We start from the raw sequence: 15860 nt of genomic DNA, 5'->3' as shown, positions 1-15860 counted from the left end.
GGAGCTGCCGGCACCTCAGCCGATGTGCTCCCACAGCGCCTTCTCCTCCTCGAAGCGATCCAGCTCGAGGCCTTCGAAATCCGAGCGCGCGACGATCGCGATCACCTTTCCCTTTTCCACGACGGGAAGGTGACGGAAGCCCCCGTCGCTCATCAGTCGCAACGCGTCGATCGCGTGGGCGTCTGGCCTGATCGTCGCCGGGCCCGTCGTCATCACCGCGTCGAGGTGGGTGTGCGTGGCGTCACAGCCCCGTCCCAGCGCGCGCACCGCGTCGCGTCCCGTGAAGATGCCGAGCAGGTGATGCGCCCTGTCGGCAACCAGCACTGCACCGACGTGACGCGCGCACATGCGCTCGCAAGCCTGTGCGACCGACGCATCGGGCGGCAGCATCAGCGGATCCTGCTCGCGAACGATCTCGGAAATGTAGCGATTGGTCATGGCGATTCTCCTGCAACTGGCAGTGAAGGCTCCCTCTGATTCAATCTAGCAGGTGAGGCTGGGGCCGCGCTGGCATGATTTCATTCAGTTTGTGTTCATCTTCAGAGGCATAGGGTAAGGGCCTGAACACTCAGGAGATCACCCATGCGCCCGAACCTGGTCGTGCCTGCCGTCGCCACGGCGCTTGCCCTTGCTTCCAACGTCGTCGCGGCCACATCTGGTTCCGCAGCGTTCGTCCCCGCATACCTCGCTCCCATCACGGCCGAAGCCGCCCGCAACTGGCGCCCCGACGAGCGTGTGCGTAGCGGCATCGATGACATGCGCGCCGCGATTGACGCGAACGCGTCGCCGCGCACGCAGGCGGCGATGGACGCGGTGCGGCTAGCCGAGCTGGGTCACACGCTCGAATTGCGCGTCGCCGCGATGATCGCGTGCTGCACAAAGGATGGAGTTGCATCGCGCCACCTGCACATGCTGCTCGTGGAAATGGCAGACGGCATCGCGCTGATGCAGCGTGCTGCCCACGCCGATGCGCGCCGCATGGGGCTGCTTAAGGTCGTCCAGGCACTGAATCTGTACGGGACGATGTTCGCCCATCCGGGGTGGCGCGCATTGGACGAAACGCTGGAAGTTTCGGCGCGGTGACGGGTTTGTCGCGCCAATTGGCGGACGCCGTCACGACCGTGCGGGCGTCCGCAGTATCCGGGCGGCGGGATGCCGCGCAATTCAATCAAGGATGTTAAATGAGGATTCGGATGATGAGGACTGTATCGGCAAGAGGACTATTCACCGCCTGCGCGATCACCGCCGCGGCACTGGCCGGGGCACCCCAGGCGTTCGCTGCGGACGCCCACAACCACGGCGCGAACGCGCCGGCGCTCAAGCTCAATGCGGGCAGCAAATGGCAGACCGATGCACCGCTGCGCGAGGGGATGGTGAAGATCCGTGCGAACGTCGAGCCGAAGCTCCACGCGATTCACGGCGGCCGGTTTACGACGGCGCAGTACGAGGCGATGGGCAAGGCGGTCGACGAGCAACTCGCCTACATCGTCGGCAACTGCAAGCTCGCGCCGGAAGCCGACGCGGTGCTGCACAACGTCATCGCGGAGCTGGCGGACGGCGCCGGAGTCGTCGGTGGCAAGCAGGCTGCCGGTGACCGCAGCAAGGGCGTCGTCCATATCGTCAATGCCCTCAACAACTACGGCCAGTACTTCGACCATCCGGGCTGGAAGCCCGTCCAGGCCGGCCACTGAGCGACGCTATCGCCCGGCCGTGCCGGGTGGCATGCTGAACCTCCCTCCGCCGCGGCAATCGAAGACGATGCCCGCGGCGGTTTGCCTGCTGCGCCGGACAAGAACGACAGGGAGGAAACAGCATGCTGATATTCCGGCAACTCTTCGATGCGCCGTCCTCGACCTACACCTACCTGCTGGGCGATGCCCTGAGTGGCGACGCGCTCCTCATCGACCCGGTCTTCGAGCAGGTGCGGCGCGATGCCGCGCTGCTCCACGAACTGCGCCTGAGCCTGCGCTGGACGCTGGAAACGCACGTGCATGCGGACCACGTGACCGGCGCATGGCTGCTGCGGCAGCGCACCGGCAGCCGCATCGCCTTGTCCTGCCGCAGCGGCGCACACGGCGCGGACCGGCTGCTCGAACACGGCGATCGCATCGCGTTCGGCGGGCGCCATCTCAAGGTGCGTGCGACGCCCGGGCACACGAACGGCTGCCTCACCTACGTGCTGGACGACCAGTCGATGGCCTTCACCGGCGACTGCCTGCTGATCCGTGGCTGCGGCCGCACCGATTTCCAGCAGGGCGACGCGGGGACGATGTACCGCTCGGTGCACGAGCAGATCTTCTCGCTGCCCGGCCGCTGCCTGCTGTATCCGGCGCACGACTACCGCGGGCTTACCGTCACCAGCGTGGACGAGGAACGCAACTGGAACCCCCGCATCGGTGGCGACAGCAGCGCGGACGATTTTGCGGGCTACATGAAGAACCTCGGGCTGCCGCACCCGAAGCAGATCGACGTCGCCGTGCCGGCCAACCTGAACTGCGGACGTCCGGCTGAAGGCCTGGTCGGTGCGGGCGATCCGACGTGGGCGCCGCTCACCTTCACCTTCGGCGGCATCTGGGAAATCCAGCCGCACGTGCTGGAGGAGGCGGGGGCCAGGGTGCAGGTGATCGATGTGCGTCAGCCCGACGAGTTCGACGGCTCGCTCGGCCACATCGGCGGTGCGAAACTCATTCCGCTCGATCAGCTCGCCGCACGCAGCGGCGAGATCGACAAGGCGCGGCCCGTGGTCGCCGTGTGCCGCTCGGGCGCGCGCTCGGCCCAGGCCGTCGTGCTGTTGCAGAGGGCGGGATTCGGCGAGGTGGCCAACCTCGCCGGCGGCATGCTGCGGTGGCGCGCCGAAGGCTGTCCCGTCGAGGGTGGGGCGGCCTGAGGCATTCGTCCGCGCCACCGGCCCTTTACGGGCTCAGCTTTTGTTGTGCTTGGTCTCGGTCTTGACGTTGGTGCCGTCTGCTGGGTTGAGATAGATCTCGACGCGGTCGCCGACGGTGTTCGTTCCCTTCAGTTCGTAGCAGTCACTCTTGGTGACCTTCGCTTTCTGGAACTTGAAGCCTGCATCGACCAACGTCCGCATCGAGTTTGCGGCGGGCTGCGGATCCTTCGCGGCGGCCGTGCACGTTGGGTCGGCGAAAGCGCTGGTTCCGATCAGCAGGGCGGCAGCGGCGAGGGTGAAGTGACGGATGTTCATGGCGGTCTCCTGTTTCCGATGCATGCCGGGGTGGCATGGGACACATTCTGCGAAAGCGAAGGTGAACCGTTCCTGAAGTCCGCGGCCCTGGGCCGTGGCCACCGCAAAACTTGTCCGGAAATGCGACAAGAGACGCAGGTGTGATACGGGAATTGTCCGGAAAATGTACGATTGCTCATTGCGCATGGAATCGGATGATGCATGTTGCAGTGCAGCGTGCATTTGAGTGCAGTTTGTGCACAATGATGCATGTATTGATTGGCGCGTTCATACGCACGCTTTTCCCGAGACAGGAAGGACGCACTTGAAACCGACCGACATCAGCAACCCCGATTACCTGCACAAGGTCGTCGACTGTCAGTGGGCCTGTCCGGCCCACACGCCCGTGCCTGAATACATCCGGCAGATCGCCGCGGGTGATTTCTCCACTGCGTACATGATCAACTGGCGCTCCAACGTCTTTCCGGGGATTCTCGGACGGGTGTGCGACCGTCCGTGCGAGCCGGCCTGTCGGCGCGGGCGCGTCGACAAGGAGCCGGTCGCGATCTGTCGCCTCAAGCGTGTCGCGGCCGACTTCAAGGATGACATCCACGACCGCCTGCCGCGGCCGCCCGAGAAGAAGAATGGCAAGCGCATCGCGTGCATCGGCGGCGGGCCGGCCTCGCTGACGGTGGCGCGCGACCTGGCGGTGCAGGGCTACCAGGTCACGGTGTTCGACAGCGGCTCGTCGCCCGGCGGCATGATGCGCAGCCAGATCCCGAAGTTCCGCCTGCCCGACAGCGTCATCGACGAGGAGTGCGGCTACATCGAGGCGCTGGGCGTCGAAGTGCGCCGCAATCACTGGATCGGCAGCCTGCGCGAAGTGCTGGCGCAGGACTGGGACGCCGTTTTCGTAGGCACCGGCGCCCCTCGTGGGCGCGACGCCGACCTGCCGGGACGCAACCAGGCCGCGGCGCACATCCACGTCGGCATCGACTGGCTTGCGAACGTCGCCTTCGGCCACGTCACCTCGATCGGCAAGCGCGTGATCGTGCTCGGCGGTGGCAACACCGCGATGGACTGTTGCCGCTCGGCGCGCCGCCTCGGTGGCGAGGACGTGCGGGTGGTGGTGCGCAGCGGCTTCGAGGAGATGAAGGCCTCGCCGTGGGAGAAGGAGGACGCGCTGCACGAAGGCATCCCCATCCACAACTTCCTCGTGCAGAAGGCGTTCACGTATGGCAACGGGCGCCTCACCGGCGTGCTGTTCGAGAAGGTGCGCGCCGAATACGACGACCAGGGCCGTCGTTCGCTCGTGCCCACGGGCGAGCCGGACGTGCATATGGAATGCGACGACGTCCTGATCGCCATCGGCCAGGAAAACGCCTTCCCGTGGATCGAGCGCGACATCGGCCTCGACTTCGACCGCTGGGGTCTGCCGGTGCTGAATCCGCAGACGCTGCAATCGACGCTGCCGCGCGTGTTTTTCGGCGGCGATGCGGCGCTCGGGCCGAAGAACATCATCACCGCGGTCGCGCAGGGCCACGAGGCCGCGATCTCGATCGATCTCTTCTGCCGCAAGCTGCCGCTGACGCAGCGGCCGCCGGCGACGATGAACCTCGTGAGCCAGAAGATGGGCATCCACGAGTGGAGCTACGACAACCAGGTGTCGGAAGACGCGCGCCGCAAGGTGCCGGTGAGGTCGATCGAGGAGGCATTGAAGGACATCAAGTCGGAGTTCGAACTCGGCTACGACTTCAAGCTCGCCTGTGCGGAGACGGCCCGCTGCCTCAACTGCGACGTCGCCACCGTGTTCAAGCCCAAGCTGTGCATCGAATGCGACGCCTGTGTCGATATCTGTCCCACCGAATGCATCACCTTCACGCAGAACGGCGAGGAAGACGAGCTGCGCGGCCGCCTCAAGGCGCCGTCGCGCGAGCGGGAGCAGGCGCTGTACCTCGCCGAGGGGCTCAAGACCGGGCGCGTGATGGTCAAGGACGAGAACGTCTGCCTGCACTGCGGCATGTGTGCCGAACGTTGTCCCACGGGCGCCTGGGACATGCAGAAATTCGAGGTGAACATCGCGCAAGCCGGCGCGGAGGTTTGAGATGACTACCCCAGCGATTCAACATACCAACGACTTCGTGATCAAGTTCGCGAACGTCAACGGCTCGGGCTCCGCCTCGGCCAACGAACTCTTCGCGCGCGCGATCATTCGCATGGGCGTGCCGGTGGCCCCGCGCAACATCTTCCCGTCCAACATCCAGGGCCTGCCTACGTGGTACGAGGTGCGCGTCTCGGAAGCCGGCTGGCTCGGTGCGCGCGGCGGTTGCGACATGATGGTCGCGATGAACCCGCAGACCTGGGACCGCGACCTTGCCGCGATCGACCGCGGCGGCTATCTCTTCTACGACTCGACCAAGCCGCTCCCGCCGTCGAAGTTCCGTGAGGACATCACCGTGCTGGGCATCCCGCTCACCGCGATGTGCAATGCGGAATACGAGGACGCGCGCCAGCGCCAGCTGTTCAAGAACATCATGTACGTCGGTGCCCTGATCGCGCTGCTCGACATGGAGTTCGCCGCGGCTGAGCAGCTCATCGTCGACCGTTACCGCGGCAAGGACCAGCTCATCAAGGCCAACGTCAATGCGTTGCGCCTGGGCTACGACTACGCGCGGCAGCACCTGCCGTGCCCCATCGGGCTGCGGGTGAAGCGCGCCGACGCGGTGGGGGATCGCATCATGATCGACGGCAACAGCGCCTGCGGCCTCGGTGCCGTGTTCGGCGGCGCCACCGTTGCGGGCTGGTATCCGATCACGCCCTCGACCTCGGTCATCGAAGCCTTCTCGAGCTACTGCCGCAAGTTCCGCACCGATCCCGACAACGGCCGAGCACGCTACGCCATCGTGCAGGCCGAGGACGAGCTCGCCTCCATCGGCATGGTCATCGGTGCCGGCTGGAACGGCGCGCGCGCCTTTACCGCGACCTCGGGGCCGGGCATCTCGCTGATGCAGGAATTCTTCGGTCTGGCGTACTTCGCCGAGATTCCCGCGGTGATTGTCGACGTGCAGCGCGGCAGCCCCTCGACCGGCATGCCCACGCGCACGCAGCAGTCGGACCTGCTCAATTGCGCCTACGCCTCGCACGGCGACACGCGCCATGTGCTGCTGTTCCCGCAGGACGCCTACGAGTGCTTCAGCCTCACCGCGCAGGCCTTCGATCTGGCCGAGCGGCTGCAGACGCCGGTGTTCGTGATGTCGGATCTGGATATCGGCATGAACGATCAGCTCTGTGCTCCGTTCGACTGGGACGACAGCCGGCGCTACGACCGCGGCAAGCTCATGACCTACGACGAGCTCGAGGCCGGCAAGGACTTCGGCCGCTACCTCGATGTCGACGGCGACGGCATTCCGTACCGCACCATCCCGGGCACCCATCCGACTCGGGGCGCGTACTTCACGCGCGGCACCACGCGCAACCCGTATGCGAAGTACAGCGAGGTCGGCACCGACTACGTGTACAACATGGAGCGCCTGCGCCGGAAGTTCAACACGGCCAAGGATCTCGTGCCGGCGCCGATCCTGACGAAGGCGGAGCAGCCCACACACGTCGGCGTCATCTACTACGGCTCCACGGCGCCCGCGATGGCCGAGGCCAGCGCGTTGCTCGCGGCCGACGGCATCCACGTCGATACGCTGCGTGTACGCGGCTTCCCCTTCAGCGACGCGGTGATGCAGTTCATCGCCGAGCGCGACGCGGTGTTTGTCGTCGAGCAGAACGAGAGCGCGCAGCTGCGCACGCTGCTGGTCAACGAAGGCGAGATCGATCCGAAGAAGCTCGTGCGCGTGCTGCACTACGACGGTTCGCCGATCACGGCGCGCTTCATCGCCGGCAAGATCGCCGACGCCCTGAACGACCGCAAGGTGAGCCCCATCGGACAACCCCAGCGCAAGGTGGCCTCATGACCTATCTCGCCAAACCCAAGCTCCTCGCGGCCGATGCGCCGCGCAACGCGCTCGGCTACACCCGCCGCGACTACGAGGGCGCGATCTCGACGCTGTGCGCCGGCTGCGGCCACGACTCGATCAGCGCCGCGGTCGTGCAGGCCTGCTTCGACCTCGACATCGAGCCGCACAAGGTCGCCAAGCTCTCCGGCATCGGCTGCTCGTCGAAGACGCCGGACTACTTCCTCGGCAACTCGCACGGCTTCAACTCGGTGCACGGGCGCATGCCCTCGGTGCTTACCGGGGCGGCGCTCGCCAACCGTAACCTGCTGTACCTGGGCGTCTCCGGTGACGGCGACTCGGCCTCGATCGGCATCGGCCAGTTCGCCCACGCGATGCGCCGCGGCGTGAACATGACCTACATCGTCGAGAACAACGGCGTGTACGGCCTCACCAAGGGCCAGTTCTCCGCGACCGCGGACAAGGGCACGAAGAGCAAGAAGGGCGTCATCAACAGCGACAACCCGATCGACCTCGCCGCGCTCGCGCTGCAGCTCGGCGCCACCTATGTCGCGCGCAGTTTCTCCGGCGACAAGGAGCAGCTCGTGCCGCTCATCAAGGGCGCGTTGCGCCACGGCGGACCGGCGTTCATCGACGTCATCAGCCCGTGCGTCACCTTCAACAACCACGCCGGTTCGACGAAGAGCTACGACTACGTGCGCGAGCACAACGCGGCGGTGAACCGGCTCGACGTGATCCTGCCCAAGGCGCAGATCGAAGCCTCCTACCCGCCGGGCAGCCTGCGCCGCGTCGTGCAGCACGACGGCTCGATCCTGCACCTGCGCAAGGTGGGCGTCGATTACGACCCCTCGGACCGCATCGGCGCGATGAACCACCTGCAGGAGCGTCAGGCGCTGGGCGAGATCGTGACCGGACTGCTGTACGTCGACAGCAGCGGGCAGGACATGCACACCCACCTCAATACGGTGGAGAAGCCGCTGAACCAGTTGGGCGATGCCTACCTGTGCCCGGGCAGCAAGGCGCTCGAGGCGCTCAACGCGATGCTGCGCTGAGCGGCGTCACCGGTGGCATAAGGCCGCAGTAGCGGCCGTGCCGGAGTAACTTCCTGCGAGGCCCCGTCCGTGGGAGCGGCTTCAGCCGCGAATGGGGCCTCACTTCCGGCGGAAACGCTGCTTCGCGGCTGAAGCCGCTCCCACAGGGAAAATCGCCGCCGCGCTGACGGCGTGGCGATTGATGCTCGGTACGCTCAGTCGGCGACGACTGCGTGCTGCTGGTCGCCCAGCCCTGCTATCGACGCGTCGACGCGATCGCCCGCACGCAGGTAGCGCGGCGGCGTCATGCCCATGCCGACACCAGCGGGGGTGCCGGTGAAGATGAGGTCGCCCGGCTCCAGCGTCATCACGCCGCTGACGTAGCTGATGATCTGCGCGGGGCTGAAGATCATGTTGGCGGAATGGCTGTCCTGCATGCGCTCGCCGTTGACCGTGAGTTGCATCACCAGCTCGCCGGGGCTGCGGAGCTCGTCGGCGGTTGCGAGCCACGGGCCGATGGGTGCGAAGGTGTCGAAGCTCTTGCCCTTGGTCCATTGCCCGCCGCGCTCGAGCTGCCAATAGCGCTCGGACATGTCCAGCCCGGCCAGGTAGCCGGCGACGTGGCCGAGAGCGTCGCCGACCGCCACGCGTCGCGCCGTCGTGCCGATCGCGATCACCAGTTCGAGTTCCCAGTCGGTCTTCTCCGAGCCGGGTGGCAGGACGATCGCGTCGTTCGGGCCGCAGATCGCGGTCTGCGCCTTCATGAACATGATCGGTTCCTGCGGGATCGGCAGGTTGGCTTCGCGCGCATGGTCGGCATAGTTCAGCCCGATGCAGACGATCTTGCCGATGCCCGCGAGCGGCGCACCGAGGCGGGTGCCCGCAGGCACCACGGGCAGGGTCTGCGGATCGAGTCCGCGCAGCCGCGCGAGGCTGGACGGCGACAGGGCCGCGCCGTTGATGTCGGGCAGCACGCCCGACAGGTCGCGGATCCTGCCTTCGCCGTCGATCAGACCGGGGAGCTCCGTGCCGGGAGCTCCGAAGCGAACGAGTTTCACAGCCATTCTCCTTGAAGGGCGAGGAGGCTGCGCGCGTCCGCGCGGCGGGCCTCACTCATGGTTGATCCAGCGTGCGAGGGGCTCGGCGATGCCGATGCAGGGCTTGGCTCCGGGGCGTGCGAAGGTGCCTTGCACGGCCTTGCGCGGATTCAGCGCGACCAGCGTTTCCGCCTGCTTGACCGCAGCCTCGACGCAGTCGACGACCGGCACCGGGATGCGGTCGCGCACGCGGCGGGCGAGCCCCGCGAGCGGCGCACCGGCGAGCACGACCACGTCGGCGCCGTCCTCGTTCACCGCCTGCTGCGCGAGTTCGACCAGCAGCGCTTCCTTCTCGTCCTGTACGTCCGAGATCGAGCGGAAACTGCCGCCCAGTGCGCGCACGCCGGCGCAGCGTTCGCGCAGGCCGTGCCACGCAACGCATTCGTGATACCAGGGTTCCAGCGACTGCGAGAAGGTCACGATCGCGAAGCGCTTGCCCAGCATGCACGCGGTCAGCATGCCCGCTTCGGCCAGTCCGATCACCGGGATCGGGAAGAGTTCGCGTGCGCCGCCGAGGCCGGGGTCGCCGAAGGCGGCGATCACCGCCGCGTCGACGCCGGTGTGCATCTCGGCCAGCATCTCGAGCGCGACGGCGCCGCCGATCACGGCTTCGGCGCGGGTCGCGATGTAGGGCACGCCGCGCGGAGCGGTCGCGGTGACGAGTTCGGTGCGCGCGCCGGCCACCCCCTTCGCCGCGTTGGCGATGCGGTCGGTGACGCTCTGCGAGGTGTTGGGATTCAGCAGCAGGATTTTCATTTTCGATTCATCCGATTTCACTTTAGGCCACTTCGCGGAACAGGCGACCCCAGCCCTTGATCGTGCGCGTGTCGATGCCGGCCATGCGCAACTGCTTCCACACGACGGTCGAGACCGTGTCGTAGAGCGGGATGCCGGTTTCGGCTTCGAGCTCGTCGGCGAGCTGGGCGGCGCGCAGGTTGGTGCAGAAGGTCGTGATCGCTTCGGGGCGGGATTTGGCGACTTCGCGCACCATCGTGCGCAGCGTGTCCTCGGCGACTTCGGCGAAGTCGAAATTGACGCTGATGCCGAGGTGCTGCTCGGACGGCACCTCGATGCCGAGCGTCGCGTAGTTGGCGACGATGCGCGCCTGCACATCGGGCACGTAGGGGGTCGCGAGGCCGAGCTTCTTCGTGCCGGTCTTGGCGAGGATCTCGTTCAGCGCGAGCACCGAGGTCGTCGCGGGGATGCCGGTGACTTCGGTGATGCGGCGGCACAGCTGCACGTCGCGCTCGAAACCGAGCCAGCCGGAGGATGTGCCGCTCCAGCCGATCGAGTCGACATGGGCGTCGGCGAGCAGCTTCGCCGCTTCAAGGATCTTCGTGTCGTCGAACTGGCCGAGGGCCTGGTCCTTGAGCGAGATCTCGGTGACGGTGAAGCGCGAGAAGTGGGCCGACACGCCGGGCACTTCGGTGACGATGGCGCTGGTCAGCGGTTCGAGGGAGGTGTTGGAGGAGGGCGTCAGCACGCCCAGGCGGATGCGTTTGCTCATGGGAATCCTCGTTGGCGTCCGGTCGGGGGGCAGGGAAGGGTGGGGCGCCGCGGCGGGCAATCACCGCGGCACCCCGGGGGAGATCAGACCGGAATCTTCTTGTCGTAGTCGATTAGCATCGTCGAGCAGATGAACAGGCCGGCACCGGCGGCGGCGAACAGCATCAGCGCCATGTAGTACGAGCCGGTCGCCTGGACGATCAGGCCGACGAGGATGGGTACGCCGATGCCCGCGCAGTTGCCGCCCAGGTTCATCACGCCGCCGAGGAAGCCGACGCGGTTGCGCGTGCCGAGGATGGACGGGACGCACCAGAACAGGCCGCACCAGCGCAGGAAGAACAGCGTGACCGAGAGCATCACGACGACGGTGACGGGATCGGTGATCTTCGCGACGCTGTAGATCGACACGGTGGCGATGATCGAGGCGATCCCGAACAGCGTGCGCAGCACCTTGCCCTGCGAGGCACCCTTTTCCTTCCACGTGTCGGCGATCCAGCCGCCGATCAGCTCGCCGACGAAGCCGGCGAAGAACATGATGAACACCGCGCCGCCCATCTGCTTGATGTCGAAGCCGTGCTGCTTGGACAGGTAGTTGGGCATCCAGGTCAGCAGGCCGTAGAACAGCGCGTTGAAGCACATCCAGCCGAAGAACATGCCCCACACCGAGCGGTAGCGGAAGAATTCCATGATCTTGCCGCTGGTCACCTTCGGCGATGCCGCGAGTTCCTTCGCGTGCGCTTCCTCGATGTAGTCGGCCTCGGCGTCATTGACCCCCGGATGCTCGCGCGGATGGTTGCGGATGTAGGACCAGGCCCAAAAACCGGCGATCACGGTGCCGACGCCGGCGATCACGAAGGCTGCGCGCCACGATCCCATCACGGCGATCAGGCCCGAGATCAGGATCGCGCCGAGCGCCGCGCCCAGCGGGGCGCCGCCGTCGAGCAGGGTCGCGCCGCGACCGCGTTCGTTCTGCGTCATCCAGATGGCGTTGAGCTTGCCGCCCGCAGGGTAGATCGGCGCTTCGGCGGCGCCGAGGCCCAGGCGCGTGATCAGCAGGCTGACCCAGCCGGTACAGACCCCCGCGATCGCCTGGAAGAAGCCCCAGCCGAGGGTGGCGCCCGCAATGACGTGGCGCGGGCCGTACTTGTCCGCGAGCATGCCGCCCGGGATCTGCATGAAGGCGTAGGTCCAGAAGAAGGAGCTCAGCAGCAGGCCCTGCGTCGCGGGCCCGATGTCGAATTCCGCGGCGATCATCGGCATCGCGACCGACAGCGAGGCCCGGTCGATGTAGTTGATCGAGATGAGGAACAGCATCATCAGGAAGATCCGCCAGCGGACCTTCGTCTGCGTTTCCGGTACGGCTGCCGCCCGGTCGAGGGCGATTTCAGCTTTCATGTGGTGTCTCCTTTCCACAGCTTGGATGAGTTTTGGCTATCCCGCCACGACCATGTGACCGTGCCGGCGCCTCCAAAGGGCTTGATGCCGCCTACGGGGAGCGAGTGCCGGATCGCGGCCTCGCACCATTTCTTTTTCTGGTTGCCGGTTCAGGCCCGAAGTGTCGACCGGATAGATCGCCGTTCGGGAATGACTCGTTACCGTCGTGCGATGAACTATAGGGCTGCTGCCAACATGAAGTCAACGAATTGTCGACAAAAAAGTTTATAGTTCGCTAACAATGAATTTGCGCCCGATGAGAGGGCGGAATGGGGGCTCGACAGATGGTTCAGAATGGTTCGGGCGCGCGAGAGCGCCCGCAGGACGTCCGCGACGCGAAGGTGGTGCGTCTCGGGCAGGAGCGCCGGTCGAAGGCAGCAGCGGGTGCGGACGCGGAGGCGATCTATCGCCGCATCCTTGCGGCGATCATCGAGCATCGCCTCGCGCCGGGCCGCAAGCTCGTCGAGGAGCGGTTGGCGGCGGTGTTCGGCGCGAGCCGGGCGATGATCCGGCAGGTGCTGGCGCGCCTGTCGCACGAGATGGTCGTGACACTGGTGCCGAACCGCGGCGCCTTCGTCGCCGAGCCCACGGTGGAGGAGGCGCGCGAGGTGTTCGAGGCGCGGCGGCTGATCGAGCCGGCGCTGGCGCGCAAGCTGGCCTTGTCGGCGACGCCCGTGCAGCTGGCGCGGCTGCGCGAGCTGGTCCTTGCCGAGGAGAAGGCGCGCGCGCAGCGCGATCGCCAGCTGGTGATTCGGCTGTCGGGCGAATTCCACCTGGAGATCGCGGAGATGGCCGGCAACGCGATCCTCGCGCGGCAGATGCGCGAGCTGACGCTGCTGACCTGCCTGATCATCATCCTGTACGACTCGCCCGTGGGGCGGGCGTGTCCGGAAGACGAGCATCGGCGCCTGGTGGAAGCCTTTGCGAAGCGCGACGGGGAAACCGCCGCCGCGCTGATGCTGCATCACCTCGACCACGTCGAGCAGTCGCTCGACATCAGTCTCGCCGCGCAGGAGGACGACGACCTGGAGCGGATCTTCTCCTGACGGGGAAGCGAACTCAGCCGGCCAGCGCGGCTTCCAGGTCGAGTTCCTCGGGGCGGCCGCGCGAAAGGTCGAGGCAGGCCTCGACGTGCTCGAGATGCTCGGTCATCAGGCGGATCGCGGCGGCCTCGTCGCCGTCGGCGAGCGCCTGCGTGATCTCGGAATGCTCCTGGTCGCGGCAGGCGGGCACGGAAGGGGCGTCGTAGAGGAAGATGATGAGGCAGGTGAGGGACGCCAGTTCATGCATCAGGCGCGCGGCCAGGGTGCTGCCGGAGAGCTCCGCGAGCAGCACGTGGTATTCGCCCGAGAGGCGGATGATGGCGCGGCGGTCGCGCGCGGCGCGGGCGGCTTCCTCGGCTGCGACGTGGGCGCGCAGGCGGGCGACGATCGCCGGGTCCTTCTTCGCGACGATGCGGTGTACGACCAGCGCTTCGAGCGGGCGACGGACTTCGAAGACCTCGCGCGCTTCCTCCACGGTGGGCTCGGCGACGAAGGCCCCGCGGTTCGGGTGCAGCACGACCACGCGCTCCAGCGCGAGGCGCGCGAGCACCTGGCGCACGCGTGCGCGGCTCGCGCCGAAGATCTTCGCGAGCTTGTCCTCGCCGAGCTTGGTGCCCGGCGGCAGGCGGTGCTCCATGATCGACGTGATGATGCGCTCGTAGATCTCCTGGTCCGACGCACCGCCTTCGCCCTCGTTCGCCGGCCGTTCATCGTGCAAGGGGGCGGGCGACGATGCGCGGCTGCCGCGCTGTTTGACCGTCTTTTTTTCCATCCTGTCGTCCTGCGCCTGAGGGGCCCGCAAAGCCGGGCCGAAGCTCGAATTCTACGATTCGCGCGGATGGAGCGGCAAGAAAAGCCCACGGCCTGTCTGCATTTCGAAGCTATTGAGTCGACGTTCGAGCTACTGGCTTCCTTGTGCGCAAGTCCGATCTGCCTTGTCTGGGTCGGTCGTGGTCGATGAGTTTTGCTTGCATGTCTAATAAAACATCGATAGATTGTCGACAAAATATAGATTTATATTGGACAGGCGTGTCGTTCCCAACAGTGGAGATCGCATTCGCCGGCCAGACCCCGATAAATATGGAGACAACAATGGACAGTTTCGACCTGGTGGTGCGCAACGCCCACGTCGTGACGGCGGCGGATGAGTTCGATTGCGACATCGGTGTACGCGACGGTGTGATCGCCGCGCTGGGCAGGAATCTGCCCGCCGGTCGCGAGGAAATCGACGCGGCCGGACGCTACGTGATGCCGGGTGGCATCGACGGGCACTGCCACCTCGACCAGCCGATGAGCGACGGCACGAAGATGGCGGACGACTTCTACAGCGGCACGCTCTCGGCGGCCTGCGGCGGCACGACGACGGTGCTGCCCTTCGCGTGCCAGTTCAAGGGCCAGTCGCTGCGTGCGGCGGTGGATGACTACCACGCGCGCGCAGGGGACAAGGCGGTGATCGACTACGCCTTCCACCTGATCGTCAGCGACCCCACCCCCGACGTGTTGCAGCGCGAACTGCCGGAGCTGATCAAGGAAGGCTACACGTCGTTCAAGATCTACATGACCTACGACGACCTCAAGCTCAACGACCGCCAGATCCTCGAGACGCTCGCGGTGGCGCGGCGCGAGGGGGCGATGGTGATGATCCACGCCGAGAATACCGACTGCATCGCGTGGCTCACCGAGCAGCTCCTCGCGGCCGGCCACACCGCGCCGCGCTTTCACGCGGCATCGCGGCCGATGCTGGTCGAGCGCGAGGCGACACATCGGGCGATCTCGCTGTCCGAGCTTGTCGACGTGCCGGTGCTGATCGTGCACGTGTCCGGCCGCGAGGCGGTCGAGCAGATCCGCTGGGCGCAGGGACGCGGCCTGCAGGTGTACGGCGAGACCTGCCCGCAGTACCTGTTCCTGACCAGCGAGCACCTCGAGGGCGACGACCTGCACGGCGCGAAGTGCGTGTGCAGCCCGCCGCCGCGCGACAAGGCCAACCAGAAGGTGGTGTGGGACGGGCTGGAGAACGGCGTGTTCCAGGTCTTCTCGTCGGACCACGCGCCCTTCCGCTTCGACGATCCGCAGGGCAAGAAGGCGGCGGGCGAGGATGCGTCCTTCGACCAGATCCCGAACGGCATCCCGGGGCTGGAGACGCGCATGGCGCTGCTGTTCTCGGAGGGCGTGCTCACGGGGCGCATCGATCCGCAGAGCTTCGTCGCGCTGACCTCGACCAACGTCGCGCGCCTGTATGGCCTGTATCCGCGCAAGGGCAGTATCGCGGTGGGCTGCGATGCGGATATCGTGATCTGGGACACCGATGTCGATGTGACGGTCCGCAACGAGATGCTGCACCACAACGTCGATTACACGCCCTACGAGGGCATGCATCTGAGGGCTTGGCCGGGCGTGACGATCTCGCGCGGCGAGGTCGTGTGGGTGGGGGGCAGGGCGCAGGCGCAGAAGGGACGTGGACGCTTCCTCGAATGCTCGAAGCCGCTGCCGGCGCGGCCGAAGAGCGAGCGCAGGCTGGTGCGGGAAGGGTGAGCTGCAGCCCGGCGCGCGCGATTCATCGTCGCGTGCCGCGCGTGGAGCGTTCCGTATCATGATGGACGACTGGC

The 15860-nt window shown here is 66.6% G+C and carries 15 protein-coding genes; 8 read left to right on the top strand and 7 right to left on the bottom strand.

All coding sequences use genetic code 11. From position 1 onward, the window contains the following. Positions 1–15: 15 nt before the first annotated feature. Positions 16–438 (bottom strand): cyclic nucleotide-binding/CBS domain-containing protein, encoded by a 423-nt coding sequence (locus U5817_RS15790; RefSeq protein WP_407277990.1) that lies wholly within the window; start codon positions 436–438, stop codon positions 16–18. 144 nt (positions 439–582) lie between these two features. Between U5817_RS15790 and U5817_RS15785 the strand changes: the two genes are divergently transcribed. From U5817_RS15785 to U5817_RS15775, 3 genes are all read left to right on the top strand, one after another. Then, on the top strand, positions 583–1083 hold the full coding sequence (locus U5817_RS15785; protein WP_407277989.1) for a hypothetical protein: 501 nt from the start codon (positions 583–585) through the stop codon (positions 1081–1083). Positions 1084–1193: 110 nt separating this feature from the next. Next, positions 1194–1691, top strand: a complete 498-nt coding sequence (locus U5817_RS15780) for a hypothetical protein (RefSeq protein WP_407277988.1) — start codon at positions 1194–1196, stop codon at positions 1689–1691. Positions 1692–1813: 122 nt separating this feature from the next. Then, a complete protein-coding gene (locus tag U5817_RS15775; protein WP_407277987.1) occupies positions 1814–2887 on the top strand; it encodes an MBL fold metallo-hydrolase in 1074 nt (357 codons plus the stop codon). Positions 2888–2920: 33 nt separating this feature from the next. On the opposite strand, the gene U5817_RS15770 is transcribed toward U5817_RS15775, so the two are convergent. After that, entirely contained in the window at positions 2921–3202 is a 282-nt protein-coding gene (locus U5817_RS15770) for a PepSY domain-containing protein (protein WP_169125837.1), read from the bottom strand. A 304-nt stretch (positions 3203–3506) separates the two neighbouring features. Between U5817_RS15770 and U5817_RS15765 the strand changes: the two genes are divergently transcribed. Genes U5817_RS15765 through U5817_RS15755 form a run of 3 tightly spaced genes read left to right on the top strand, consistent with a single transcriptional unit; the run spans position 3507 to position 8195 of the window. Beyond that, positions 3507–5285 carry an FAD-dependent oxidoreductase gene (locus U5817_RS15765; protein ID WP_407277986.1) on the top strand — a complete coding sequence of 593 codons (1779 nt, stop codon included), beginning with the start codon at positions 3507–3509 and terminating at the stop codon, positions 5283–5285. A 1-nt stretch (position 5286) separates the two neighbouring features. Continuing rightward, positions 5287–7143, top strand: a complete 1857-nt coding sequence (locus tag U5817_RS15760; RefSeq protein ID WP_169125835.1) for a 2-oxoacid:acceptor oxidoreductase subunit alpha — start codon at positions 5287–5289, stop codon at positions 7141–7143. Beyond that, positions 7140–8195 (top strand): 2-oxoacid:ferredoxin oxidoreductase subunit beta, encoded by a 1056-nt coding sequence (locus U5817_RS15755; RefSeq protein ID WP_407277985.1) that lies wholly within the window; start codon positions 7140–7142, stop codon positions 8193–8195. Before U5817_RS15760 ends, U5817_RS15755 begins: the two co-directional genes overlap by 4 nt. A 194-nt stretch (positions 8196–8389) precedes the next feature. On the opposite strand, the gene U5817_RS15750 is transcribed toward U5817_RS15755, so the two are convergent. From U5817_RS15750 to U5817_RS15735, 4 genes are all read right to left on the bottom strand, one after another. Next, positions 8390–9238, bottom strand: coding sequence for a fumarylacetoacetate hydrolase family protein (locus U5817_RS15750; RefSeq protein WP_407277984.1), 849 nt, complete (start codon positions 9236–9238; stop codon positions 8390–8392). A 45-nt stretch (positions 9239–9283) separates the two neighbouring features. Further along, entirely contained in the window at positions 9284–10027 is a 744-nt protein-coding gene (locus U5817_RS15745) for an aspartate/glutamate racemase family protein (RefSeq protein ID WP_407277983.1), read from the bottom strand. A 22-nt stretch (positions 10028–10049) separates the two neighbouring features. Then, on the bottom strand, positions 10050–10778 hold the full coding sequence (locus U5817_RS15740; RefSeq protein ID WP_407277982.1) for an aspartate/glutamate racemase family protein: 729 nt from the start codon (positions 10776–10778) through the stop codon (positions 10050–10052). A gap of 83 nt (positions 10779–10861) precedes the next feature. Next, positions 10862–12172, bottom strand: a complete 1311-nt coding sequence (locus U5817_RS15735; protein WP_407277981.1) for an MFS transporter — start codon at positions 12170–12172, stop codon at positions 10862–10864. Between the two features lie 323 nt (positions 12173–12495). On the opposite strand from U5817_RS15735, the gene U5817_RS15730 reads away from it, so the two are divergent. Next, positions 12496–13257 carry a GntR family transcriptional regulator gene (locus U5817_RS15730; protein WP_407277980.1) on the top strand — a complete coding sequence of 254 codons (762 nt, stop codon included), beginning with the start codon at positions 12496–12498 and terminating at the stop codon, positions 13255–13257. 13 nt (positions 13258–13270) lie between these two features. On the opposite strand, the gene U5817_RS15725 is transcribed toward U5817_RS15730, so the two are convergent. Next, positions 13271–14026 carry a GntR family transcriptional regulator gene (locus tag U5817_RS15725; RefSeq protein ID WP_211166950.1) on the bottom strand — a complete coding sequence of 252 codons (756 nt, stop codon included), beginning with the start codon at positions 14024–14026 and terminating at the stop codon, positions 13271–13273. 320 nt (positions 14027–14346) lie between these two features. On the opposite strand from U5817_RS15725, the gene hydA reads away from it, so the two are divergent. After that, positions 14347–15786, top strand: a complete 1440-nt coding sequence (gene hydA / locus U5817_RS15720) for a dihydropyrimidinase (protein ID WP_407277979.1) — start codon at positions 14347–14349, stop codon at positions 15784–15786. Positions 15787–15860: the final 74 nt, after the last annotated feature.

It is taken from the genome of Aromatoleum evansii (genome assembly GCF_045689615.1).
In the GTDB taxonomy this organism is placed as follows: domain Bacteria; phylum Pseudomonadota; class Gammaproteobacteria; order Burkholderiales; family Rhodocyclaceae; genus Aromatoleum; species Aromatoleum evansii.
This window is presented reverse-complemented; position numbering and strand designations above follow the sequence as displayed.

What these genes read in the sequence shown, in the direction of transcription:
- U5817_RS15770 (WP_169125837.1), bottom strand. Translation starts at nt 3,202, where the DNA reads ATGAACATCCGTCACTTCACCCTCGCCGCTGCCGCCCTGCTGATCGGA.
- U5817_RS15730 (WP_407277980.1), top strand. Translation starts at nt 12,496, where the DNA reads ATGGTTCAGAATGGTTCGGGCGCGCGAGAGCGCCCGCAGGACGTCCGC.
- hydA (WP_407277979.1), top strand. Translation starts at nt 14,347, where the DNA reads ATGGACAGTTTCGACCTGGTGGTGCGCAACGCCCACGTCGTGACGGCG.
- U5817_RS15755 (WP_407277985.1), top strand. Translation starts at nt 7,140, where the DNA reads ATGACCTATCTCGCCAAACCCAAGCTCCTCGCGGCCGATGCGCCGCGC.
- U5817_RS15750 (WP_407277984.1), bottom strand. Translation starts at nt 9,238, where the DNA reads ATGGCTGTGAAACTCGTTCGCTTCGGAGCTCCCGGCACGGAGCTCCCC.
- U5817_RS15780 (WP_407277988.1), top strand. Translation starts at nt 1,194, where the DNA reads ATGATGAGGACTGTATCGGCAAGAGGACTATTCACCGCCTGCGCGATC.
- U5817_RS15775 (WP_407277987.1), top strand. Translation starts at nt 1,814, where the DNA reads ATGCTGATATTCCGGCAACTCTTCGATGCGCCGTCCTCGACCTACACC.
- U5817_RS15745 (WP_407277983.1), bottom strand. Translation starts at nt 10,027, where the DNA reads ATGAAAATCCTGCTGCTGAATCCCAACACCTCGCAGAGCGTCACCGAC.
- U5817_RS15735 (WP_407277981.1), bottom strand. Translation starts at nt 12,172, where the DNA reads ATGAAAGCTGAAATCGCCCTCGACCGGGCGGCAGCCGTACCGGAAACG.
- U5817_RS15725 (WP_211166950.1), bottom strand. Translation starts at nt 14,026, where the DNA reads ATGGAAAAAAAGACGGTCAAACAGCGCGGCAGCCGCGCATCGTCGCCC.
- U5817_RS15790 (WP_407277990.1), bottom strand. Translation starts at nt 438, where the DNA reads ATGACCAATCGCTACATTTCCGAGATCGTTCGCGAGCAGGATCCGCTG.
- U5817_RS15760 (WP_169125835.1), top strand. Translation starts at nt 5,287, where the DNA reads ATGACTACCCCAGCGATTCAACATACCAACGACTTCGTGATCAAGTTC.
- U5817_RS15740 (WP_407277982.1), bottom strand. Translation starts at nt 10,778, where the DNA reads ATGAGCAAACGCATCCGCCTGGGCGTGCTGACGCCCTCCTCCAACACC.
- U5817_RS15785 (WP_407277989.1), top strand. Translation starts at nt 583, where the DNA reads ATGCGCCCGAACCTGGTCGTGCCTGCCGTCGCCACGGCGCTTGCCCTT.